The organism is Pseudarthrobacter sp. S3 (assembly GCF_050156905.1).
Taxonomy (GTDB): Bacteria; Actinomycetota; Actinomycetes; order Actinomycetales; family Micrococcaceae; genus Arthrobacter.
Genome location: NZ_CP189583.1, coordinates 3665030 through 3686823 on the forward strand (window position 1 = coordinate 3665030; position 21794 = coordinate 3686823).

General features: G+C 66.2%; 16 protein-coding genes. 8 read left to right on the top strand and 8 right to left on the bottom strand.

Annotated elements, in window-relative coordinates; all coding sequences use genetic code 11:
- Positions 1-59: 59 nt before the first annotated feature.
- From ACQCSV_RS17640 to ACQCSV_RS17660, 5 genes are all read right to left on the bottom strand, one after another.
- Entirely contained in the window at positions 60-2894 is a 2835-nt protein-coding gene (locus tag ACQCSV_RS17640) for a molybdopterin cofactor-binding domain-containing protein (protein WP_354154507.1), read from the bottom strand.
- A 2-nt stretch (positions 2895-2896) separates the two neighbouring features.
- Complete coding sequence (locus ACQCSV_RS17645; protein ID WP_354154506.1) at positions 2897-3856, bottom strand: FAD binding domain-containing protein; 960 nt, start codon at positions 3854-3856, stop codon at positions 2897-2899.
- Positions 3847-5085 (bottom strand): XdhC family protein, encoded by a 1239-nt coding sequence (locus ACQCSV_RS17650; RefSeq protein ID WP_354154505.1) that lies wholly within the window; start codon positions 5083-5085, stop codon positions 3847-3849. The genes ACQCSV_RS17645 and ACQCSV_RS17650 overlap by 10 nt, the downstream gene beginning before the upstream one ends.
- Before the next feature lie 138 nt (positions 5086-5223).
- The gene (locus ACQCSV_RS17655; protein ID WP_354154614.1) at positions 5224-6750 is read right to left on the bottom strand and encodes an NCS2 family permease; all 1527 of its coding nucleotides are present in this window, start codon (positions 6748-6750) and stop codon (positions 5224-5226) included.
- A gap of 14 nt (positions 6751-6764) precedes the next feature.
- Positions 6765-7259 (bottom strand): nucleoside deaminase, encoded by a 495-nt coding sequence (locus ACQCSV_RS17660; RefSeq protein ID WP_354154504.1) that lies wholly within the window; start codon positions 7257-7259, stop codon positions 6765-6767.
- Between the two features lie 389 nt (positions 7260-7648).
- Here ACQCSV_RS17660 and ACQCSV_RS17665 point away from each other — a divergent pair, with 389 nt between their 5' ends.
- Positions 7649-9019 carry an 8-oxoguanine deaminase gene (locus tag ACQCSV_RS17665; protein ID WP_426938892.1) on the top strand — a complete coding sequence of 457 codons (1371 nt, stop codon included), beginning with the start codon at positions 7649-7651 and terminating at the stop codon, positions 9017-9019.
- Between the two features lie 61 nt (positions 9020-9080).
- On the top strand, positions 9081-10325 hold the full coding sequence (ligD, locus tag ACQCSV_RS17670) for a non-homologous end-joining DNA ligase (RefSeq protein ID WP_426938893.1): 1245 nt from the start codon (positions 9081-9083) through the stop codon (positions 10323-10325).
- 17 nt (positions 10326-10342) lie between these two features.
- Here the strand turns inward: ligD and ACQCSV_RS17675 are convergent, their stop codons facing one another.
- On the bottom strand, positions 10343-10531 hold the full coding sequence (locus ACQCSV_RS17675) for a hypothetical protein (protein ID WP_354154501.1): 189 nt from the start codon (positions 10529-10531) through the stop codon (positions 10343-10345).
- 364 nt (positions 10532-10895) lie between these two features.
- Between ACQCSV_RS17675 and pucL the strand changes: the two genes are divergently transcribed.
- A complete protein-coding gene (pucL, locus tag ACQCSV_RS17680; protein WP_354222522.1) occupies positions 10896-11804 on the top strand; it encodes a factor-independent urate hydroxylase in 909 nt (302 codons plus the stop codon).
- 147 nt (positions 11805-11951) lie between these two features.
- Positions 11952-13451 (top strand): nucleobase:cation symporter-2 family protein, encoded by a 1500-nt coding sequence (locus tag ACQCSV_RS17685; protein ID WP_354154499.1) that lies wholly within the window; start codon positions 11952-11954, stop codon positions 13449-13451.
- 167 nt (positions 13452-13618) lie between these two features.
- Here ACQCSV_RS17685 and ACQCSV_RS17690 read toward each other — a convergent pair whose 3' ends face one another.
- Entirely contained in the window at positions 13619-14374 is a 756-nt protein-coding gene (locus ACQCSV_RS17690; protein WP_354154498.1) for an IclR family transcriptional regulator, read from the bottom strand.
- Between the two features lie 220 nt (positions 14375-14594).
- On the opposite strand from ACQCSV_RS17690, the gene ACQCSV_RS17695 reads away from it, so the two are divergent.
- From ACQCSV_RS17695 to ACQCSV_RS17710, 4 genes are read left to right on the top strand one after another with little or no spacing between them, the layout of a single operon-like run.
- Entirely contained in the window at positions 14595-15995 is a 1401-nt protein-coding gene (locus tag ACQCSV_RS17695) for an NAD-dependent malic enzyme (RefSeq protein WP_354154497.1), read from the top strand.
- Positions 15996-16011: 16 nt separating this feature from the next.
- Positions 16012-17610, top strand: a complete 1599-nt coding sequence (gene aceB, locus ACQCSV_RS17700; protein WP_354154496.1) for a malate synthase A — start codon at positions 16012-16014, stop codon at positions 17608-17610.
- Between the two features lie 3 nt (positions 17611-17613).
- Positions 17614-18891, top strand: a complete 1278-nt coding sequence (locus tag ACQCSV_RS17705; protein ID WP_354222526.1) for a DUF6986 family protein — start codon at positions 17614-17616, stop codon at positions 18889-18891.
- A gap of 10 nt (positions 18892-18901) precedes the next feature.
- Complete coding sequence (locus ACQCSV_RS17710) at positions 18902-19714, top strand: bifunctional allantoicase/(S)-ureidoglycine aminohydrolase (RefSeq protein ID WP_354222528.1); 813 nt, start codon at positions 18902-18904, stop codon at positions 19712-19714.
- A gap of 192 nt (positions 19715-19906) precedes the next feature.
- On the opposite strand, the gene ACQCSV_RS17715 is transcribed toward ACQCSV_RS17710, so the two are convergent.
- Positions 19907-21658, bottom strand: coding sequence for an IS1634 family transposase (locus ACQCSV_RS17715; protein WP_354224856.1), 1752 nt, complete (start codon positions 21656-21658; stop codon positions 19907-19909).
- Between the last annotated feature and the right edge of the window lie 136 nt (positions 21659-21794).

Sequence of the window (21794 nt, forward strand, 5' to 3'; positions counted from 1 at the left end):
GGGTCAGATCTGGCCCAATAAACCCTCCTCCATGGGCCGTATCTGACCCCGCGTTGGTTTTAGCGGGTGTGGATTAACGTTCCTTCCTTCAGGCCCAGGTAGATCTTGTCCCGTCCGATCGGCAGCTCCGCGAACCGGACCCCCGTGGCGTTCCGGATGGCGTTGGCCAGCGCCGGCGCCACGGGATTGAACGGGCTCTCACTCATGGACTTTGCGCCGAGCGGGCCCATTTGGTCGTTGGTGGAAGCGAAGTAGACCTCGCTGCGCGGCACGTCCGCGAAAGACGGGATGTGGTACTGCCGCAGGATATCCGTGGTGACCCGGCCGTCGTCGTCCACCCGGACCTCCTCATACAGTGCAGCACCCAGCGCCTGCGCGATGCCGCCTTCGATCTGGCCGCGGCACTGCCGCGGATTGACCACCACACCGGCGTCGGCGGCCTGCACGCTCTGCAGGATCCGCAGCTCGCCTGTACCCGTGTTGACCGCTACCCGGAAGCCGTGGACGTTGAACGCCACTGATCGCGGGGTCCCGTCCCAGGTGCCCTCGACGGCGAGCTGCACGCCCTGGTGCCACGCGGCGTCGTGGATGTCCGCGAGCAGAACCCGCCGCCCGGCGCAGTCCACGCCGCCGCCGTCGAGCACGCACTCGGACTCCGGAACGCCGGCCAGCGACGCGGCGACGGTGACGATCCGGGAGGCGAGCTCGGTAGCCGCCATCAGGGTGGCCTTGCCGGCCACTACCGTCCCGGCCGAACCGAACGCACCGGTGTCGTGCTCCACCAGGTCGGTATCGGACTGCCGCACGGCCACCTTGCCCGCCGTGGTGGCGAGTGCCGTCGCGGCCAGCTGCGCGTGCACCGTGGTGGTGCCGTTGCCGAATTCGGCGGTCCCGACGTCGGCCGCGAAGGTGCCATCCGGGAGCAGGCTCACGCGGGTGTGGGCGAAGTGGCCGCGGGGCGGAACGGTGTCGATCATGGACAGTGCGGACCCTTCCCCGGCGACCCAGTCCGGGCCGAGATCATCGAGGCCGGCATCGCAGTAGCGCTGCCTGCCGCGGTCCAGGGCGTCCCGCACCAGGGAGATGCACTGGTCCAGGCCGTAGCTGCCGTAGTGGACGTCCTCCTCCGGCTCGGGCGTGGTGGAGAGCATGTCATCGCCTTCGCGCACCATGTTCCGGCGCCGGAATTCCAGCGGATCCATCCCGATGCCAACAGCCAGCTCATCAATGGCCGACTCGATCGCGAAGATCATCTGGCTCAACCCGTAGCCCCGGAACGCCCCGGCCGGCACGGTGTTGGTGTAGACGGCATGCGCGTCCACTTTCTTGTTGGCGCACTTGTACACGGCCAGCGATTCGCCGCAGCCGTGGAACATCACGCCGGGCGCGTGGTTGCCGTACGCGCCGGTGTTGGTGACCACGTCCAGCTGCAGCGCGGTGAGGAGCCCGTCCTTTCCGGCGCCTGCCTTGAGCTTGATGGTAAAGGGGTGCCGCGTGGTGGTGGCGGTGAACTGCTCCGAGCGCGTGAACTCCACCTGCACCGGCCGTCGAAGCGTGAGTGCGGCGAGGGCAACGAGGTCCTCGGTGAGCACCTCCTGCTTGCCGCCGAAGCCGCCGCCCACGCGGCCGGCCAGAACGCGGATGCGGTCCTCCGGCAGGTCGAACACCCGGCCCAGCGTGCGCCGGACCAGGAACGGGACCTGGCTGGAGGTCCGGACCACGAGGCGGTCTTCGGCGTCGAGCCAGGCGATAGAGGAATGGGTTTCCAGGGCGACGTGCTGCACCCGCTGGGTCCTGTACGTGTGCTCGTGGATGAAATCGGCAGCGGCGAAACCATCCGCCACGCTGCCCAGCTCCGAGTGCAGCTCGGCCACCACGTTCTGCCGCGGGCGCGAGATTCTGGCCTTCCCGGCGTCCTTATCCCCGTGCAGGGCTGGAGCGCCGGGGAGCATGGCGTCCTGCGGGCTGAAGACGGTGTCCAGCAGCTCGTATTCCACGTGCAGGGCGCGGGCCCCGGCCTCGGCGGCACCCACGGATTCGGCCACAACGGCGGCCACCCGCTGGCCGATGAACCGCACCACGTCATCGAGGACGAGGGTGTCGTCGGGGTCATCGGTGTAGAGCTCGTGCTGGGCCGTGGAGAAGTGTTGAGCCGGGGCGTCCTCGTGGGTGAAGACCGCGACGACCCCTGGCACCTGGAGTGCGGCCGTCCTGTCGATGGAGACGATCCGCGCGTGCGCGTGGGGTGAGCGCAGCAGCTTCAGGTGCAGCAGGCCTTCGAGCTCTTCCGCCGGGACGTCGAGGGTGTAGCGGGCCGTGCCGGTGACGACGGCGGCGCCTGCCGGGGCGGGCACATTGTCGCCGAGCTGCCCGGCCCGGGATGTTGTGGTTGCGGCCGCGGCGGTGCCATCCGCGCAAGCCGGACGGGCCGCAGGATCTGCCACGCCGCCGTCGTGATTGGGCGTGTTGTGGGTCCCGCAGACGGCGTCCGCGATGGAGCGGTAGCCCGTGCAGCGGCAGAGGTTGCCCTTGAGGCTGCGGGGCAGGTTGGCCTTCTGCGCGTCATCGAAGGTGGCGGCGGTCATCATCATGCCGGCGGTGCAGAAGCCGCATTGGAAGCCCTGTTCGGCCAGGAACTGTTCCTGCACGGGGTGCAGCGCACCGCCCTGGGCGAGGCCTTCGATGGTGGTGACGGCCTTGCCCTCGGCGCGGACGGCCGGGTAAATGCAACTGTGTACGGGGGTGCCGTCCACGTGGACGGTGCAGGCCCCGCAGTCGCCGCCGTCGCAGCCCTTCTTGACGCCGAAGTTGCCCTGTTCGCGCAGGAAGGTGCGCAGGCACTGGCCGGGGCGGGGTGTGGCCCCGGTGGCGGTTCCGTTGATTTCGATAGCCATGCTCAGGCCTCCTTCTGCTGTTTGGGGGTGGATGCGGGTGCGGGTTGCGCGCTCGGTTGCGCGCTCGGCTGCGGCGACAAGGCGTGCGGCCGGCCGGCCGGTCCGGTCCAGAAATCGCCCGAGACGGTGACCCGTTCTTCCAGCAATTCCGCACGGATCTCCTCCGCAAGCCGGAGGGTCATGTCCCGGCGCCATTCGGGCAGCCCGTGGATGTCGTCGTGGTACAGCTCCGCGGGAATGGCCTTCCCGACGGCGGCCGCCAGTGCCGCGGGGCCAGCCATCTTGGCAGCGGTGAACCGCAGCTGCACGGGGCGCTTCGTGGCGGCCGTGACGGTGACGGCGAGGCCGCCGTCACCGTCGCGCCGTCCGATCAGCAGCACCCCGGAACGGCCGAGGTTGCTGAGCGAGAGCCGCCGGAAAGCCACTTTCGCGGACAGGGCCGACGCCGGGATGTGGATGCTTCGCAGGAGTTCCCCTGGTGCCAGGCTGTTTTGCCCGTCCCCGGTGATGAACGTGGCCACCGGGACCGTGCGGCTGGTGCCGCCGGGGCCGAGGATGGTGGCGGTGGCGTCCAGCCCGGCGCAGAGCGAGATCATGGGTCCCGCCGGCAGCGAGGTGCACAGGTTGCCGCCCACGGTGGACATGTTCCAGATCTTGAAGGATGCCACGAAGGAGTCGCAGCACGGCCGGAACAAGTCCAGGCCAGGCCAATTCCTGCCGGCAACGGACTCCGAAGCCGGCAGGGCGTAGAGCTCCGCGACGGTGCACGTCGCGGCCAGTTCAATCCCGGCGTCGCTGACGGTCACCGCCGGCCAGCCCGCTTCACCCAGATCCAGGAGCCGTTTCAGGACAGTACTGCCGTAGGAGAAGAGCACCGTGCCGCCGGCGAGCCAGGCATCGCCGTCGCGCCAGTCGGTGGGGTCCGTCGTTGGGACGACTTCCTGGATGGTGTTCATGTCCATGGGCCCTCCTGGCGGGGTTCGTGCGTGCGGGGTTCGTAAGAGTGGCGTTCTGGGTGGTGGATGGGGCCGCTGCCGTCCTTGAGCGAAGCGGCCGTGGGCGCTTCGTTCGATGCGGCCACACGGGACACGAGGATCTCGGCGGTGATGGAAACCGCGACTTCGGCCGGGGTGACTGCGCCCAGGTCCAGGCCGATGGGTGAATGGAGCCGCTCCAGCGCTTCAGCCGGCGTCCCGTCCGCCAGCAGCGCGTCGATGCGCTGGCGGTGGCTGCGCCGCGACCCCATGGCGCCCACATAGGCGAGGCCCAGGCCGAGCGCGGTTTCCAGCAGCGGGATGTCGAACTTGGGGTCGTGGGTCAGCACGCACACCACGCTCCGGCCGTCCACGCGCCCTGCGGCAGCTTCGGCGGCAAGGTAGCGGTGCGGCCAGTCCGTGACCACACGGTCGGCGGCGAGGAAGCGGCCCTGGCTGGAAAAAGCCGGCCGGGCGTCGCACAAGGTGACGTCATAGCCCAGCAGTTTCCCGGCCGGCACCAGTGCGGCGCCGAAGTCGTTGGCGCCGAAGATTAGCATCCGGGCTGGCGGCAGCCGGCTTTCCACAAACAGGGTGATGGGCTCCGGCTCAGGCACCGTGGTCCCCCAGCCTTCGGCCGGGGCCAGCCGGACCAGGCCGGCCCGGCCACCGCGCAGCAGGGGTTCGAGCTGCACGGCTGCCGCCCGGATCACGGAGGCATCGCCGCCCAGCAGGGCTGCCAGTGCGGCCGATCCCGCTACCGTGAAGCGAGCGGGATCGGCCACCAGCACGGGTCCTCCCCCGGCCACGCCGCCGGCGTCCAGCCGGCGGATGATGGCGAGGGAGGACGGCGCGTCTGCGTGGGCAAAGCCGCGCAGGGCGGCCAGGTGCAGGCCGGCGGTTCCGGTCGGCTGGATGTGGACTTCCAGCTGCCCACCGCAGGTCAGCCCGACGGCGAATGCGTCCTCGGCGCTGTAGCCGAACGACTCAAGGCGGCTGCCGCCGTCGCGCATTGCCGCAAGCGCGGCCTCCACCACGGCGCCCTCTACGCATCCGCCGGACAGGCTGCCCAGGACGTCCCCGTGTTCGGAGACCACCATTGAAGTACCGAGCGGCCGGGGCACGGAACCGCAGGCGGCCACGATGGTGGCGACGGCGCAACGCTGGCCGGAGACCGCGGGCTGCCACCTTCCCAGTGAGGGGATCAGATCCAGCATGGCAACACGTCCTTTACCACTGGGGTTCCGGACGGAAAGCCTGTCCGGAACAGAGCGCGGTCTTGCCTCATAGTCTCATTCCTTGCCGGTGTAGAGGGAGGGTCACGGTGGTTGGATTGAGGCGCCCGTATGGCCGGGTTACGCGCCCAGCAGGACGTTGATCGGCCCGCGGGCGAAGTAGATCAGGAAGCCCACGGTGACCACCCACATCAGCGGATGGACCTTCCTGCCCCTCCCGGACGCCGCGCTGATGACCGCGAAGGAGATGAATCCGACGCCGATCCCGTTGGCGATCGAGTAGGTCAGCGGCATGGTGACGATGGTCAGGAAGGCCGGCAGTGCGATCGAGAACTTGCTGAACTTGATCTCACGGATCTGTGCCATCATCATTGCGCCCACCACTACCAGGGCGGCTGCTGCCACTTCGAGCGGCACCACCGAGGTCAGTGGCGTAAAGAACATCGAGCCCAGGAACAACAGTCCGGTGACCACGGAGGCGAGCCCGGTGCGGGCGCCTTCGCCGATGCCGGCCGCGGAGTCGATGTACACCGTGTTCGACGAGCCGGACGTCCCGCCGCCCACCACTGCGCCCAGACCTTCGACGATGAAGGCCGACTTCAGCTTGGGGAACGTGCCGTCCTTGTGCGCCACGCCGGCACTCTTGGCAAGCCCGGTCATGGTGCCCATCGCGTCGAAGAAGTTGGTGAACACCAGGGTGAAGACCAGCATGATGGCGGCCAGGCCGCCGATCCTTGAGAACGAGCCGAAGAGATCGAACTGGCCCACCAGGCTGAAGTCCGGGAGGGACACCAGCTGGCCGGACAGCACCGGGGTGTTGAGGTGCCAGCCACCGGGGTTGTCGGCGCTGCCTGGACCGATATGCATGGTGGCCTCAACGACGGCGGCGAGGGCAGTTGTGGCGACGATTCCGATCAGGAGGCCGCCTTGGATCTTGCGGGCAACGAGGATGCCCATGACCAGCAGCCCGACGATGAACACGAGGGTGGGGATGGAGGTGATGGAGCCGTCGTTGCCGAGCTGGACCGGCGGGCCGCCCTTGGTGGGGCGGACGAACCCGGAATCCACAAAGCCGATGAAGGCGATGAACAGGCCGATGCCCACGGTGATGGCGGCCTTGAGTTCCTTGGGGACTGCCCTGAAGATCGCCGTCCGGGCCCCCGTGGCGCCGAAGAGGACAATCAGGACGCCGTTGATGACCACCAGGCCCATGGCTTCTGGCCAGGTGACCTCCTGAATGACCGCGACGGCGAGGAAGGAGTTGATGCCCAGGCCGGCCGCGAGCCCGAAGGGCAGGTTTGCGACGAGGCCGAACACGATGGTCATAACGCCGGCGGTGAGGCCGGTAACGGCTCCCACCTGCGCTGCCGGAAGCCACCCTCCGGCGACGTCGGTGGGGGCGTTCTCGGCCGAGAAGCCGCCCAGAATCAGCGGGTTGAGGATCACGATGTAGGCCATCGTGAAGAACGTGACAATGCCGCCGCGGAATTCGCGGGCCAGCGTGGAGCCACGCTTGGTGATCTGGAAGAAGCTGTCCAGGAAGGATTTTGCCGCCGGGGGGCGGGGTGCCGCTGTGTGCCCTGCGCCTGCGGGCGCAGCCTGCTTTTCAGTTGCCGTTCGCATTTCAGCGGGGTCCAGGATTGTCATTTCAGCCACCGGACCTAGTAGTCAATCCTGGAATCGAGCGTGTTCCAGGTGTTGAAGGGTTCCAGGATGGCAGGGGCCTGGGGGTCGCCCAGTTCCAGCTTGGAGACCGGCATCAGTGCATCCCGGTCTTCGTTCTCGAAGTACTCGTAGAAGACGGCGTCGTCAAAGCCCACGGAGGCGGCGTCGTGCCGGTCTGCGGCGAAGACCACATTGCCGATCCGGGCCCACAGGGCTGAGGCCAGGCACATGGGGCAGGGTTCGCAGCTGGTGTAGAGAGTGGCTCCGCTGAGATCGAACGTGCCGAGTTCGCGGCAGGCGTTGCGGATGGCGGTGACCTCGGCGTGGGCTGTGGGGTCGTTCGTGGCGGTGACCCTGTTGACGCCTTCGAAGGCGCGGCCATCCGCGGTGACTATGACGGCGCCGAACGGGCCGCCGCTGTTCAGGACGTTGGCTGTTGCAAGTTTTATGGAGGTGGCCAGGAAATGTTCGGCCGTGACGGTGGTACTCATTTTGCGACTTCCTTAGTGGCAAGGAAGCCCAGTAACCCTGAGACGGGGGACGCGCCAGTGAGATGGCTACCAGGCTTCAGCATGTGCTTTTGAAGGTTCGCCTGGTAGATAGCTTCCCGGAGTCCGGGTGCCCGCCTTTGGCAAGATCGAGATTAGCACCGGATGTGTGAGTGGCGCCATAGTTTCTGAAAACTTAATTTCGTGATGTGAAATTGCGTAGCAACGCGGGGTCACATATGGCCCATCCGGAGGCGCGGAATGGGCCGTATGTGACCCCGCGTTGCATTGACTTCCGTCGTGGCAGCATCCTAGGCTGACGCCACCTGGATCAGCAGACAGGGCCTAACTGAGCTGGAACGCCCTCACGCTGACCAGACAAGGAGCCATCCATGGCCCACCCGCACTCCCCGTCCCCGCCCAGGCTCTGGATCAGGAACCCGCTCGCCGTTTTCACCGCCAACGGGCTCGACGCCGGCGGCGGCATAGTGGTCAGCGGCGGCATCATCGCTGAGCTCGTTCCGGCAGGCGCTCAGCCGTCCGCACCCTGCGATAAGACCTTCGATGCCGGCAGCCACGTGATGCTGCCCGGCCTGATCAACACGCACCACCACTTCTACCAGACTCTCACCCGCGCCTGGGGACCGGTGGCCAACGCCCCGCTGTTCCCCTGGCTGCAGAACCTCTATCCGGTCTGGGCGCGGCTGACTCCCGGGAGCCTGGAACTCGCGGTGAAAGTGGCCCTTGCCGAGCTGCTGCTCTCCGGCTGCACCACGGCAGCCGACCACCACTACCTGTTCCCCGCGGGACTGGAGGACGCGATCGACGTGGAGGTCGGCGTCGTACGCGAACTGGGCATGCGGGCCACCCTCACACGCGGCTCCATGACATTGGGAACGGACGACGGCGGCCTGCCGCCGCAGTCCACGGTGCAGCGGCCGGAGGTCATCCTGTCAGACAGTGAACGCCTCATCTCGCAGTACCACGAACGCGGCGACGGCGCTGTCATCCAGATAGCGCTGGCCCCGTGTTCGCCGTTCTCGGTGACCAAGGAAATCATGACCGAGAGCGCCCTGCTGGCCGAGCGGATGGACGTGCGGCTGCACACCCACCTCGCCGAAACCATTGACGAGGAGGACTTCTGCCACGCGATGTTCGGGCTGCGCTCCGTGGACTATCTGGAAAGCGTCGGCTGGCTGGGCAACCGCACGTGGCTGGGGCATGGCATCCACTTCAACGACGACGAGATCGCACGGCTGGGAGCCGCGGGCACCGCCGTCGCGCACTGCCCGACGTCGAACATGCGGCTCGCGTCAGGCACCGCCCGCGTGCTGGAACTTGAGGCCGCAGGGGTGCCGGTGGGGCTGGGTGTGGACGGATCGGCGTCGAACGATGCCTCCAACATGATGCTCGAGGCCCGGCAGGCGCTGTATTTGCAGCGACTGCGGTACGGGGCATCCGTTCCCGTGGAGCGGGCCCTTGGCTGGGCGACGCGCGGATCCGCCGCGGTCCTGGGGCGCTCCGATATTGGTCAGCTGGCCCCGGGGATGCAGGCGGACCTGGCCCTCTTCCGCCTCGACGACCTGCGGTTCTCCGGCAGCCACGATCCGGTGGCGGCGCTGCTGCTGTGCGGAGCGGACCGCGCGGACCGCGTCATGGTGGGCGGGAAATGGCGCGTGGTGGACGGGCAGATCCCGGGGCTGGACGTCGCCGGGCTCGTCGCGATGCACTCGGCCGCGGCGAGGAAGCTTGTGGCGGGGTAACCCATTGCTGACCGCCGCACCAACTCTGGCCGCAACATCCGATCGTTGCTAGCGTGGCGGCATGAGCCCGTCGAAGACCCCGGCCGAGATCCTCACCATTGGCGGCACCGAGGTGCGCATCTCGAGTCCGGACAAGGTGGTGTTCCCCGAACCCGGACTGACAAAGTTCGATCTGGTGCGCTACTACCTTGCCGTGGCAGATGGTGCGCTGCGCGGCGCCGGCGGCCGGCCCATGGTGCTCAAACGCTTCCCGAAAGGCATCGACGCTGAGCCGTTTTTCCAGAAGCGCGTGCCCGAAAACCACCCCGACTTCATCGATACAACCACGCTGCACTACGCATCGGGGACGTCGGCCGAGGAGGCCGTCATCCGGGATGCTGCGGGCCTGGCGTGGGTGGTGAATCTTGGCTGCCTGGACCTCAACCCGCATCCCGTGCGCGCCGAGGACCTTGAGCACCCCGACGAACTCCGGGTCGACCTCGATCCGATGCCGGGAGTCAGCTGGTCCCAGATCGTCGACGTTGCGTATGTCGCGCGCGAGGTGCTCGACGACGTCGGACTGGTGGGGTGGCCGAAGACGAGCGGGTCGCGCGGACTCCACATTCTGGTGCGGATCGCGCCGCAGTGGTCCTACCGCGACGTGCGGCTCGCCGCCGAGACCCTCGCCCGCGAGATCGAGAACCGCGCTCCCGGCCTCGCCACCGCGCGGTGGTGGAAGGAGGAGCGCGGCGAGAGCGTCTTTGTCGATTTCAACCAGAATGCCAAGGACCGCACCGTGGCATCCGCGTACTCGATCCGGCCCCTGCCCGACGCCCGGGTGTCGACGCCGCTCACCTGGGACGAGGTGCGCTCGATCCGTCCGGAACAATTCACGGTGCGCACGGTGCCCGGGCGTTTCGCCGATGCGGGTGACCCGCACGCCGGGATCGACGGTGCGGTGGGTGCACTCGACGGGCTCCTGGCGATGGCGGCCAAGCTTGGCCCCGCGGAGAAAGCGCCCCGCAGCGGAGACGGCTCCGGCCGCCGGCTGTCGGTAATGCCCCTCATCGAGGTGGCCCGGACCAAGTCCAAAGCCAATGCGGTCGCGGCGCTCGACGAGTGGAAGACCCGGCATGCAGACATCGTTCCGGCCCTGCATCCGGCCGATGTGCTCGTCGACGGAATGCGCGGGTCCAGCTCACTTTGGTACCGGGTGCGGGTGAACTTGCAGCACGTCCCCGAAGCGGAGCGCCCGCCGCAGGAGGAGCTCATCTCCGACTACGACCCCTGGGCCGGCAAGCAGTGGCCAGGGCGCCCGGGGCAATAGAGCTAGCGGCGCTGGAGCTAGCGGCGCCGGCTGCCGAAGCCCGGCAGGCCCTGGACCCAGCGGGAGAAGCGGCCCGGAATATGCTCCCGGTCTGCGGGCAGATGGAAGTCCGGATCCGTCCCGCCTCCGAGGGGAAGGTAGAACTCCTGGACGGCGGGGGCCGCCGTGTGCTCCGGTGCGACCGGCGTTGTGTCCTTCTGGTACATCTGATCCTCCTCTGAGGTGGTTGCTATTCCTGCAATGATTCCACTAAGTGGAAAATAACTTTTGCTATATGAAATATCCTAGACCGCCGGGTCTCAGTACGTCAACGGTCCCGAAGGCCCTCGGTCACAAAGTGATTTTTCAGATTGTGATGTACACCACCGCAAAGCTGGGCTATTGTGATATTCAACTCGTGGCGCAAGTCACGAAACCTGGGAGCAGCAGGCAGGGTTGTAATGAGCTGACATCGAGTGATGTCGGCTCATTTTTTGTTTGGGTCGACAGCAAGCCATTACGGCGTATCCAAAGTGCGCCTGTTTTCAATGTGGATTATTTATTTCACATAACGGAAGTTTGGAGCAGACCATGAGCAGCAACATCATCCTCGGCCACAACCAGTACGGAAAGGCTGAAGTCCGGGTTGTCAAAATCACCCGCGATACAGACCGCCACGAGATAGAGGACTTGAACGTCACCTCGCAACTGCGCGGAGACTTCGAGGCCGCCCACCTCGAGGGCGACAACGCCCACGTGGTGGCAACGGACACCCAGAAGAACACCATCTACGCCTTTGCCCGCGAAGGCGTCGGCTCCCCCGAAGCGTTCCTCCTGCGCCTCGGCGAGCACTTCACGTCCAGCTTCGACTGGGTCACCGGTGGCCGCTGGGAAGCCGAGTCCTACAGCTGGGACCGGATCCAGGCGCACGGCAGCGAACACGACCACTCCTTCGTGCGCAACGGCCAGGAAGTCCGCACCGCCGTCCTGGTCCGCGACGGCGCTGCAACGCACCTGATCTCCGGGCTCACGGACCTGACCGTCCTGAAGACCACACAGTCCGGCTTTGTGGGCTACCCCAAGGACAAATACACCACCCTCCCGGAAACCACGGACCGCATCCTGGCCACCGACGTTTCCGCCCGCTGGCGGTTCAAGACCGGTACGGACCTGAGCACCTTGGACTTCAACAAGAGCTACGAGGACGTCAAGGGCCTCCTGCTCGAGGGTTTCACGGAGCGGTACTCCCACGCCCTGCAGCAGACGCTGTTCGACATGGGCACCAAAGTCCTGGAAGCCCACACTGAAATCGACGAGATCAAGTTCTCCATGCCCAACAAGCACCACTTCCTGGTGGACCTCTCGCCGTTCGGGCTCGACAACCCCAACGAGGTCTTCTTCGCAGCCGACCGGCCATACGGCCTGATCGAGGCCACGGTCCTGCGCGACGACGCCACACCGGCGGACCTCGCCTGGTCCGGCATCGCCGGGTTCTGCTGACCCATCCGCTGTGATCGGGCCTGTCGAGAATCCACCGGGTTTCGACAGGCTCGACCACCGGGAGAAATCCACCGGGCAAGTGCCCACATTTTTAGCCAGACCACGTTAGCCAGACGAAGACGTCTGCCATGAACCAGAAAGTCTGCCATGAACCTCAAGAAAAAGTCCGTCGGCACCGTCAAGACCCGCCGCCAGCGTACTGACCGCCCCGAAGACCAGCGCCTCTCCCTCGGGAGCAGCTTCGCCTACGGCTTCCAGCACGTCCTGACCATGTACGGCGGCATCATCGCGGTACCGCTGATTGTCGGCCAGGCTGCGGGTCTCGCCCCCGCCGATATCGGAGTCTTGATCGCCGCGGCACTCTTCATGGGCGGGCTTGCCACCATTCTCCAGACCGTGGGTATCCCGTACTTCGGTTCCCAGTTGCCGCTGGTCCAGGGCGTCTCCTTCGCCAGCGTGGCCACGATGGTGGCCATCGTTACGGGCCCGGGGGGAATCCAGTCCGTCTTCGGCGCCGTGATCGTCTCGGCGGCCATCGGGTTACTGATCGCTCCGGTCTTTTCCAAAATCGTGCGGTTCTTCCCACCGGTGGTAACCGGGACCGTCATCACCACCATCGGTCTGACACTCATGCCGGTGGCTGCCAACTGGTCGATGGGTGGGAACAGAAAAGCCGAGAACTACGGGAGCATGGAGAACATCGGGCTTGCCGCCATCACCCTTGCCCTCGTTCTTCTGCTCAGCAAGCTCGGCAATGCCACCATTTCCCGGCTATCGATCCTGCTGGCCATGGTCATTGGAACCCTGGTGGCTGTGGTGACCGGAATGGCCAACTTCTCCAAAGTCGGGGAAGGCCCAATCGTTGCGTTCCCCACGCCTTTCCACCTCGGCGCCCCGACCTTTGAAGTAGCTGCGATCATTTCCATGGTGATCGTCGTCCTGGTTATCCTGACGGAGACCATGGCCGACATTCTGGCCGTTGGCGAGATCGTCGGAACCAAAATCGATTCGAAGCGGATTGCTGCCGGACTGCGCGCTGACATGGGCTCCAGCCTCCTCGCCCCGGTGTTCGGATCATTCACCCAGAGTGCCTTCGCCCAGAACGTCGGCCTGGTAGCCGTCACCAAGATCAAGAGCCGTTACGTGGTGGCAGCCGGCGGCGTGATCCTGGTCCTGCTGGGACTGCTGCCTGTCCTCGGCCGCGTAGTGGCCGCCGTTCCCACAGCGGTTCTGGGCGGGGCAGGCATCGTCCTGTTCGGCACCGTCGCTGCCAGCGGCATCCGCACCCTGGCTAAGGTCGAATACCGCAACAATATGAACCTCATCATCGTGGCCACCTCCATAGGCTTCGGCATGATCCCGATCGCCGCCCCGGCCTTCTACGACAAATTCCCCAACTGGTTCGCCACGATCTTCCACTCCGGCATCAGCTCCGCCGCCGTGATGGCCATCCTGCTGAACCTGCTCTTCAACCACCTCAAAGCCGGCAACTCCGAAAACCAGTCCGTATTCGTGGCGGGCACCGGCCGGGTAGTCCGGGAAGAAGACCTCAAATGCCTTACCGACGGCGACCGCTACGAAGGCGGCAAGCTGATCGACGCGGAAGGCCAGGAAGTCCCGGTGGAGTCCTCAAAGTCTGAGCACTAGCGTCACAGCCACCACGCAAAGCGCGAACGTACAGTTGAGGCCCCAAATCCGCGGATTCCGGGGCCTCAACTGTTCGTTCGCGCTTAAGAAGTGGGCCTCAAGTGTCCGTTCGCGCTATGACCGTGCGTTCGTATGTGCGTGCGCCGGGAGGACGACGATTGAGCGGGTCAGTTCTGGTTGAGCTCCGCAGAGATGGCCATCGCGGCCTGGCGCAGCAGCGGCACGGCGCGGTCGGCGAAGCTCTGGTCCACGCGGCTGATCGGCCCGGAGACCGAGATGGCGGCAGGGGTGGGCGCGTTGGGCACGGCCATCGCAAAGCAGCGCACGCCGAGCTCCTGCTCTTCCTCGTCGATAGAGTAGCCGCGTTCACGGATCAGCTTAAGATCGGCGAGGAGGGCATCAACGTCGCCGATGCTCTTGGCCGTGGGGGTGGGCATGCCGGTGCGGGCCACGATGCCGCGCACCACCTCGTCGTCCAGCTGGGCCAGGATCGCCTTGCCCACGCCGGTGTCGTGCGTGTGGGCACGGCGGCCCACCTCGGTGAACATGCGCATGGAGTGCATGGACGGCACCTGGGCCACATAAATGACCATGTCCGAGTCCAGTACGGCCATGTTGGAGGTTTCGCCGAGGCGGTCCACGAGGTTCTTCAGCTGCGGGCGTGCCACGGCACCAAGCTGCTTGCTGGCGCCTTCGCCAAGCCGAATCAGCCGGGGGCCCAGTGCGTAACGGCGGTTGGGCAGCTGGCGGATGTAGCCAAGCGAGACCAACGTGCGCAGCAGACGGTGGATGGTGGGCAGGGGCAGATCCGTGGAGGAGGAGAGCTCGCTGAGCGTCACGTCACCGCCCGCGTCTGTGATGAGTTCCAGCAGTTCGAAGACGCGCTCTACGGACTGCACGCCTCCGGAGGCTTTTTCAGCCATTCCGTTGTCTCCTATGGCTCGGATTCTGACATCTCTTATCCACATCGTGAAAAGAGTTGCTTAGAACACTCAACATACAGCACCCACAAGCCCCACGCGATGTCCCCAAACATGACCATCAAGGGGTTGCATTTCCACTTTGCAGATAATAATATCCATAATACGAAAACATTCGGTTGCACCAGTGGTCCGGCAACGGACCCAACGAGGAGGAAATTCAATGGCGAACCCGAGCCCCGGAAATTCGATCACCCTGCGCGTCGCGGCGCCGTCGAGCTTCACCGCCACAAGTGAGCTCGCTGCCGCCGTTGGCGCAGCCGGCGCCGCCATCACGGCGCTTGACGTCACGGAATCCCACCACGACACCCTGGTTGTGGACGTCACCTGCAACACCACCGACGACGACCACGCCGCCCGCGTCAAGGATGCCCTGAACGCGCTCGACGGCGTCACGGTCCAGCACGTCTCGGACCGCACCTTCCTGATGCACCTCGGCGGCAAGCTCGAGGTGGTCCCCAAGGTGGCCCTGCGCAACCGTGACGACCTGTCCCGTGCCTACACACCCGGCGTCGCCCGCGTCTGCCTCGCCATCGCGGAGGACCCGTCGGCGGCCCGCAACCTGACCGTCAAGCGCAACACCATCGCCGTCCTCACCGACGGTTCGGCTGTCCTGGGCCTGGGCAACATCGGCCCCGCCGCGGCCCTGCCCGTCATGGAAGGCAAGGCCGCACTGTTCAAGCAGTTCGCCAATGTCGACGCCTGGCCGGTCTGCCTGGACACCCAGGATACCGAGGAAATCATCATGATCGCCAAGGCCATGGCCCCCGTCTACGGCGGCATCAACCTTGAGGACATCGCGGCGCCGCGCTGCTTTGAAATTGAAAAGCGCCTGCGCGACGAACTCGACATCCCCGTCTTCCACGACGACCAGCACGGCACCGCGATCGTCACCTTGGCAGCCCTCCACAACGCCCTGCGTGTGGTGGACAAGAAGCTCTCCGAGGTCCGCATTGTTGTCTCCGGCGTCGGCGCTGCAGGCTCGGCCATCATCCAGCTCCTCAAGGCCCAGGGCGCGCAGCACATCGTTGCCGCCGGCCGCTCCGGAGCCATCCACTCGGGCAAGGAGTACGACGACGAGCACCGCGCCTGGATTGCCGCGAACACCAACGAGGACGGCTTCTCCGGAACCCTGCACGAGGCCATGACCGGCGCCGACGTCTTCATCGGCGTCAGTGCCCCGCACGTGATCGGCGAAGAGCAGGTTGCCGCCATGGCCGAGAACGCGATTGTCTTCGCCATGGCCAACCCGACGCCGGAGATTGACCCCGTCATCGCGTCCAGGCACGCCGCCGTGGTGGCCACGGGCCGCAGCGATTTCCCCAACCAGATCAACAACGTGCTGGCCTTCCCGGGCTTCTTCCGGGGACTGCTCGACGCCGGTGCCAGCGATATCACGCCGGAGATGCTGGTGGCCGCCGCAGACGCGATCGCAAACCGGGTAGCTGACGACGAGCTCAATGCCAGCTACATTATCCCCAGCGTCTTCGATCCTCATGTCGCCGCCGATGTGGCTGCTGCGGTTGCGGCAGCTGCGCACGCAAACGCAGCCCGCGCTCTCTAGATAAGGACTTACGAATATGGCTATCACTGTCACCGACCGCCAGCCGGTCGACCGCGCGGAACAGATCCTCACCCCGAAGGCCCTGGCCTTCCTGGAGGAGCTGCACCGGCGCTTCGCCGGCACGCGCAACCGGCTGCTCGAGGCCCGCCAGGCCAAGCGCGACGGCGTGGCCCGCACCAGCCGCCTGGACTTCCTTCCGGAGACGCAGGAAATCCGCGACGGCGACTGGAAGGTCGCCGAGGCACCCGCCGCGCTGCGTGACCGCCGCGTCGAGATGACCGGCCCGGCCACCCCGGCCAAAATGGCCATCAACGCCCTGAACTCCGGCGCCAAGGTCTGGCTGGCGGACCTTGAGGACGCCAGCACGCCCACATGGGCCAACGTCATCGACGCCATCCTGAACCTGCGTGACGCCGCAACGGGCACCTTGGCTTTCACGTCGCCCGAAGGCAAGGAGTACAAGCTCCGCACTGACGCTCCGCTCGCCGTTGTGGTGGCCCGTCCGCGCGGCTGGCACATGCCGGAAAAGCACCTGCTGATCGACGGCGAACCCGCGGTGGGTGCGCTGGTGGACTTCGGCCTGCACTTCTTCCACACGGCCAAGCAGTTGCTCCTCAACGGCCACGGCCCGTACTACTACCTGCCCAAGATGGAATCGCACCTCGAGGCCCGCCTCTGGAACGAGGTGTTCGTCTTCGCCCAGGACTTCCTCGGCATCCCGCAGGGCAGCATCCGCGCCACCATGCTGATCGAAACCATCCCGGCCGCCTTCGAAATGGACGAGCTCCTCTACGAACTCCGGGACCACGCCTCAGGCCTGAACGCCGGACGCTGGGACTACCTGTTCAGCATCATCAAGTACTTCCGGGACGCCGGCGAGGAATTTGTACTCCCGGACCGCGCCTCGGTGGTCATGACCGCACCGTTTATGCGCGCCTACACCGAGCTGCTGGTGAAGACCTGCCACAAGCGCGGCGCCTTCGCCATGGGCGGCATGGCCGCCGTCATCCCCAACCGCCGCCACCCGGAGGTCACCGAGGCCGCCTTCGCCAAGGTCCGCGCGGACAAGACCCGTGAGGCCAACGACGGGTTCGACGGCTCCTGGGTGGCCCACCCGGACCTGGTCCCCACCTGCCGCGAGGTGTTCGACGCCGTGCTCGGCGAGCGCGCCAACCAGCTGGACAAGCAGCGCCCCGACGTTTCGGTCACGGCGGACCAGCTGCTGGACATCGCCTCGGCCGACGGCCAGGTCACCGAAAGCGGGCTGCGGCTGAACCTGTATGTCGCCGTCGCCTACACCGCGGTCTGGCTCTCCGGAAACGGCGCCGTGGCCATCCACAACCTGATGGAGGACGCCGCCACCGCCGAGATCTCCCGCTCGCAGGTGTGGCAGCAGATCCGCAACAAGTCCGTTCTGGCGGATACCGGAAACACCGTCACCCGGGAACTGGTGGAAAAGATCCTGGGCGAGGAAACGGAGCGGCTCCGGACCGAATTCGGGGACGAGGCGTTCCGCCGGTACTACCAGCCCGCCAGCAAGCTGATCGCCGAGATCTGCCTGTCCGAGGACTACACGGACTTCCTCACCACCCCGGCCTACGAACTGGTGGGCTGAGGCATGGCGGTCTCCCCCACGCCGTCGCTCTCAGCGGCGGACCTCGCCGCCATCGACGCACAGCTGGCCGCTACCGACCAGCTGCTGGAACGGAACTACCCGGGCGACGACGGCACCCGCCAGCCAGTGCACACCGTGTACGTGCCGGCGGACCGTTTCACGCCGTCGTTCGCTGCCGACTGGGGCGCCCAGGCGCTCACGACTGCGGAGGCACACGGCGGGTTCGAGAAGCTCGGCGCGCTGCTGGGCCAGGACGCCGAACTCGCCGGGGCAGTAGCCTCGCGGGTCGCGGCCAAGCTGCGCACCGAACCGATCGAGGACCTGCGCCTCGACTTCGAGGATGGCTACGGCGACCGCGGCGACGAAGCAGAGGACGCTGCCACGGTTGCCGCGGCCCGGGCTGTCAGCGAAGCAGTTGCCGCCGGCACCGCACCGCCGTTCATCGGCATCCGGTTCAAGTGCTTCGAGGCGCCCACCAGGGCCCGCGGCCTGAAAACCCTTGACCTGTTCGTCTCCACGCTCGCGCAGGCCGGCGAACTGCCTGCCGGGCTCATCCTGACCCTGCCCAAGGTCACAACCGTGGCCCAGGTCCAGGCAATGGACTTTGCTGTGTCCCGGCTGGAGGAAGTCCACGGTCTTCCCGCCGGCCGGCTCCGCTTCGAGGTGCAGGTGGAAACGCCGCAGCTGATCCTCGGGCCGGACGGCACCTCCCCCGTGGCGCAGTTGCCGCACGTGGTTCCGGGGCGCATCAGCGCCCTGCACTACGGCACCTACGACTACTCCGCGTCGCTGCAGATCTCGGCCGAGTACCAGTCCATGGAGCACCCGGTGGCGGACTTCGCCAAGGAAGTCATGCAGCTGGCCGTTGCGGGCACGGGTATCCGCCTCTCGGACGGTTCCACCAACATCATCCCGGTGGGTGACGCGGTCGAAGATGCCTGGAAGCTGCACGGACGGCTCGTCCGGCGTTCGCTGGAGCGGGGCTACTACCAGGGCTGGGACCTGCATGCTGCCCAGCTGCCCAGCCGGTTCGCAGCCACGTATGCGTTCTACCGCGAGGGCCTCCCGGCCGCCGCGGCACGCCTCCGCAACTATGTCGACCACACCGAAGGCGGGGTCATGGACGAACCCGCCACCGCCCGGGCCCTGGCCGCCTTTGTCCTGCGCGGCGTCCAATGCGGCGCAGTGGGGACCGAAGAGGTCCAGGCGCTCGCCGGCGTCGAACTTTCCCAGCTGACCGCGCTGGCGCACCCGCGGCTGGCACACACCACTTCGAAGTAAGGATCCCACGATGGGCAAGTACTACACCCCACAGGGCGGCCTGCCGCCGCAGACGCATCTGACCACGGAACGGGCAATCGTCACGGAGGCCTACACGGTCATCCCCAAGGGCGTCATGACGGACATCGTGACCAGCACCCTGCCCGGTTTCAGCAACACCCGGTCCTGGATCCTGGCCCGGCCGATCTCCGGGTTCGCCACCACGTTCTCCCAGCTGATCGTGGAGATCGGCCCCGGCGGCGGCGCCCCCAAGGCCGAGTTTGAGGCAGGCGTCGAAGGGGTCATCTTCGTCACCAAGGGCAAAGTCAACCTGACGCTCGACGGCGAACTGCACCAGCTCGAGGAAGGCGGCTACGCCTACCTGGCCGCCGGTGCCACCTGGGGCCTGGAAAACGTCTCAGACGACGTCGTTTCCTTCCAATGGATCCGCAAGGCCTATGAGCGGCTCGAGGGTTACGAGGCCAAGTCCTTCGTCACCAGTGATTCCGAGGTGGAACCCACCGCGATGCCGGACACCGACGGCGCCTGGAAAACCACCCGCTTCACGGATTCCAGCGACCTGGCCCATGACATGCAGGTGAACATCGTGACGTTCCAGCCGGGCGGGGTCATCCCGTTCCCGGAGACCCACGTCATGGAGCACGGCCTGTACGTGCTGGAGGGCAAGGCCATGTACCTGCTCAACAACGACTGGGTTGAGGTGGAGGCCGGCGACTTCATGTGGCTGCGCGCCTTCTGCCCGCAGGCTTGCTACGCGGGCGGCCCGGGCGAGTTCCGCTACCTGCTCTACAAGGACATGAACCGCCAGATCCGCCTCACCTAGGCCGCCGCTTACCGGCCCGCCTCTTTAGTGGCCGGCCGCCTAAATCGCCGGAACCATGCCGGGTCGCTGCAAATTTGCGGCGACCCGGACACGGTTCCGGCGATTTTGCGTTAACCTGAAGTTACGTGAGTTAAGACAGGAAGATCCCCGGGTTGCCGGGGATCTTCCTGTCTTTTGGTTTGGGGTGTCTGGCTACTTTCTGTGGTTGGTGGCGTGGTCGTGGATGAGGTTTAGGGCTTGGTGCTGGGTTTCGGTGGGCGCGGCGAGTAGCTCGAAGGTGCCGGTGGTGCCGGTCATTTTCATGGTGTTTCTGGTCCTGGTGCCGAGGTGGCGGAGAAGGGCTTGGTAGGAGCGCGCCGGGGTGCCGTCGTCCAGGGTGCGGGTGCTGGCCTTCCGTGCGGCGGCGGTGGAGCGGTGCACGGAGGCGACGGGCTCCTCGGGGACGGGCCGGTCTTCGTCGGTGAAGGTCAGGGGTGTGAGGGCCTGACGCAGGTGCCAGGTCAGGTGCCCGGCGAGCATGCAGAGGAACACGTGGGCGCGGGTGCGTTCCTCGGTGTGGTGGTAGATCGGGCGGATGTGCAGGTCCTGGGATTTGAGGGTTTTGAAAATCTTTTCCACGTTCGCCAGGGACTTGTAAACCCGGACCGTCTCGGCGGCGCCCATGGTGTCCTCGTTGACGCTGGTGCGGATGACATAGATCCCATCCAGATCGGCTTCCCTGGCGATGGTTTCCGGGTTCCGTTCCCAGGCCAGGGTGGTGTCGGTGATGGTGAGGGTGAAGTGCTTGGCCATATTGTTCTTCCCCAGGGTTTTCCCGACTCTGAGCCCGGTCTTCCCGGCGTCCTTGAGCCGGCCCGCGGTCACGGCTTTCTGGATGGTTTTCAACCGTTCTTCGGTCACGTCAAGGAGCTCTTCGCGCTTGTGTTTGCGCAGGGAAGCCAGGGCGGGGTTGTAGCAGGCGATCAGCCGTTCCCCCGGGTAGTCCGGGTGGCTGATTTCGGCGAGGTTCTGCTGATCGAACAGGCTCATTTGCAAGGGGCCCTGGTCCTCGGCGAGGGCCTGGATGGCGGTGTTGCGCAGGGCGCTGACCCAGCCCAGGGCGGTGTTTTTCAGGTCCTGGATGCGGGCGGAGGTGATCATGCCCCGGTCCCCGACCATGACCATGTCTTCCACCCCGGCGAGGGCCTGGATTTCCTTAGCGATGGCAATGAAAGCGGTCGGATCCGCCGTGTTCCCCGGTAACACGCGGACCGTGACGGGGATCCCGGCACGGGTGGCCAGCATCCCGTACTCAATCTGCTCCACCCCGCGCTTTTTGTCCCGGGAATAGCCATGCGCGGCCAGGGGGTTGTGGGTGCCGGTCACCCACGAGGAGGAAAGATCAAACAGGGCCAGTTTCTCCGGGTTCGCCTCCGGGCGCAGATAGGTGAGGACCAAGGCTTTTTCAATCTGTGCTTGGCGGGTGCCGAGCCAGTCCATGGCCCGGTACAGGTCATCGGTGCTCACCGGCCCCAGGTCAGCCCCGAGGGTAGAGTCGGCGAACCAGGACAGGGTCGCCAGCTTCGAGGACGGCGCGCAGATCCGTGCGGCCAGCAACGCCATGACCAGATCCCGTTCCCGGCACGCTGGCCCCACCATCGCCTCGAACCCGAGTCCTCGGGCCATGGCGTACACGGCTTCGATATGGCCGTGGGGCAGGGAGCGGGTGATCTGCAACGCCACTCCGGCCTCCACCATCGTCTTGCCCGCCAACGACGCCTTCAGCGTGTCAATGGCTGGAGCCGGCAGCGCCGAGAGGTTGGCGAGGGTTTCGTGTTTGACCTTCCCGTCCTCCCGGAAGGAGCGGCGCAGCAGCACTGAGCGGTACTCGACCTCCACCCCGGACTTGTTCGTCCGGCGGGAAGTATTCACGGCTACATGCATGGCAGGCGCTGCCTTGGTCATACCCCGACAATACGCTTCACCGCGGTCGAAGTGAAGAGATTTTCAAAATAATTTAGTGGCTACAAATGTCGGTACAAAAATGGTCCTTCCCCCGGAATCCAGAAGGAAAACGAGGAAAGGACCAACGTAACTTCAG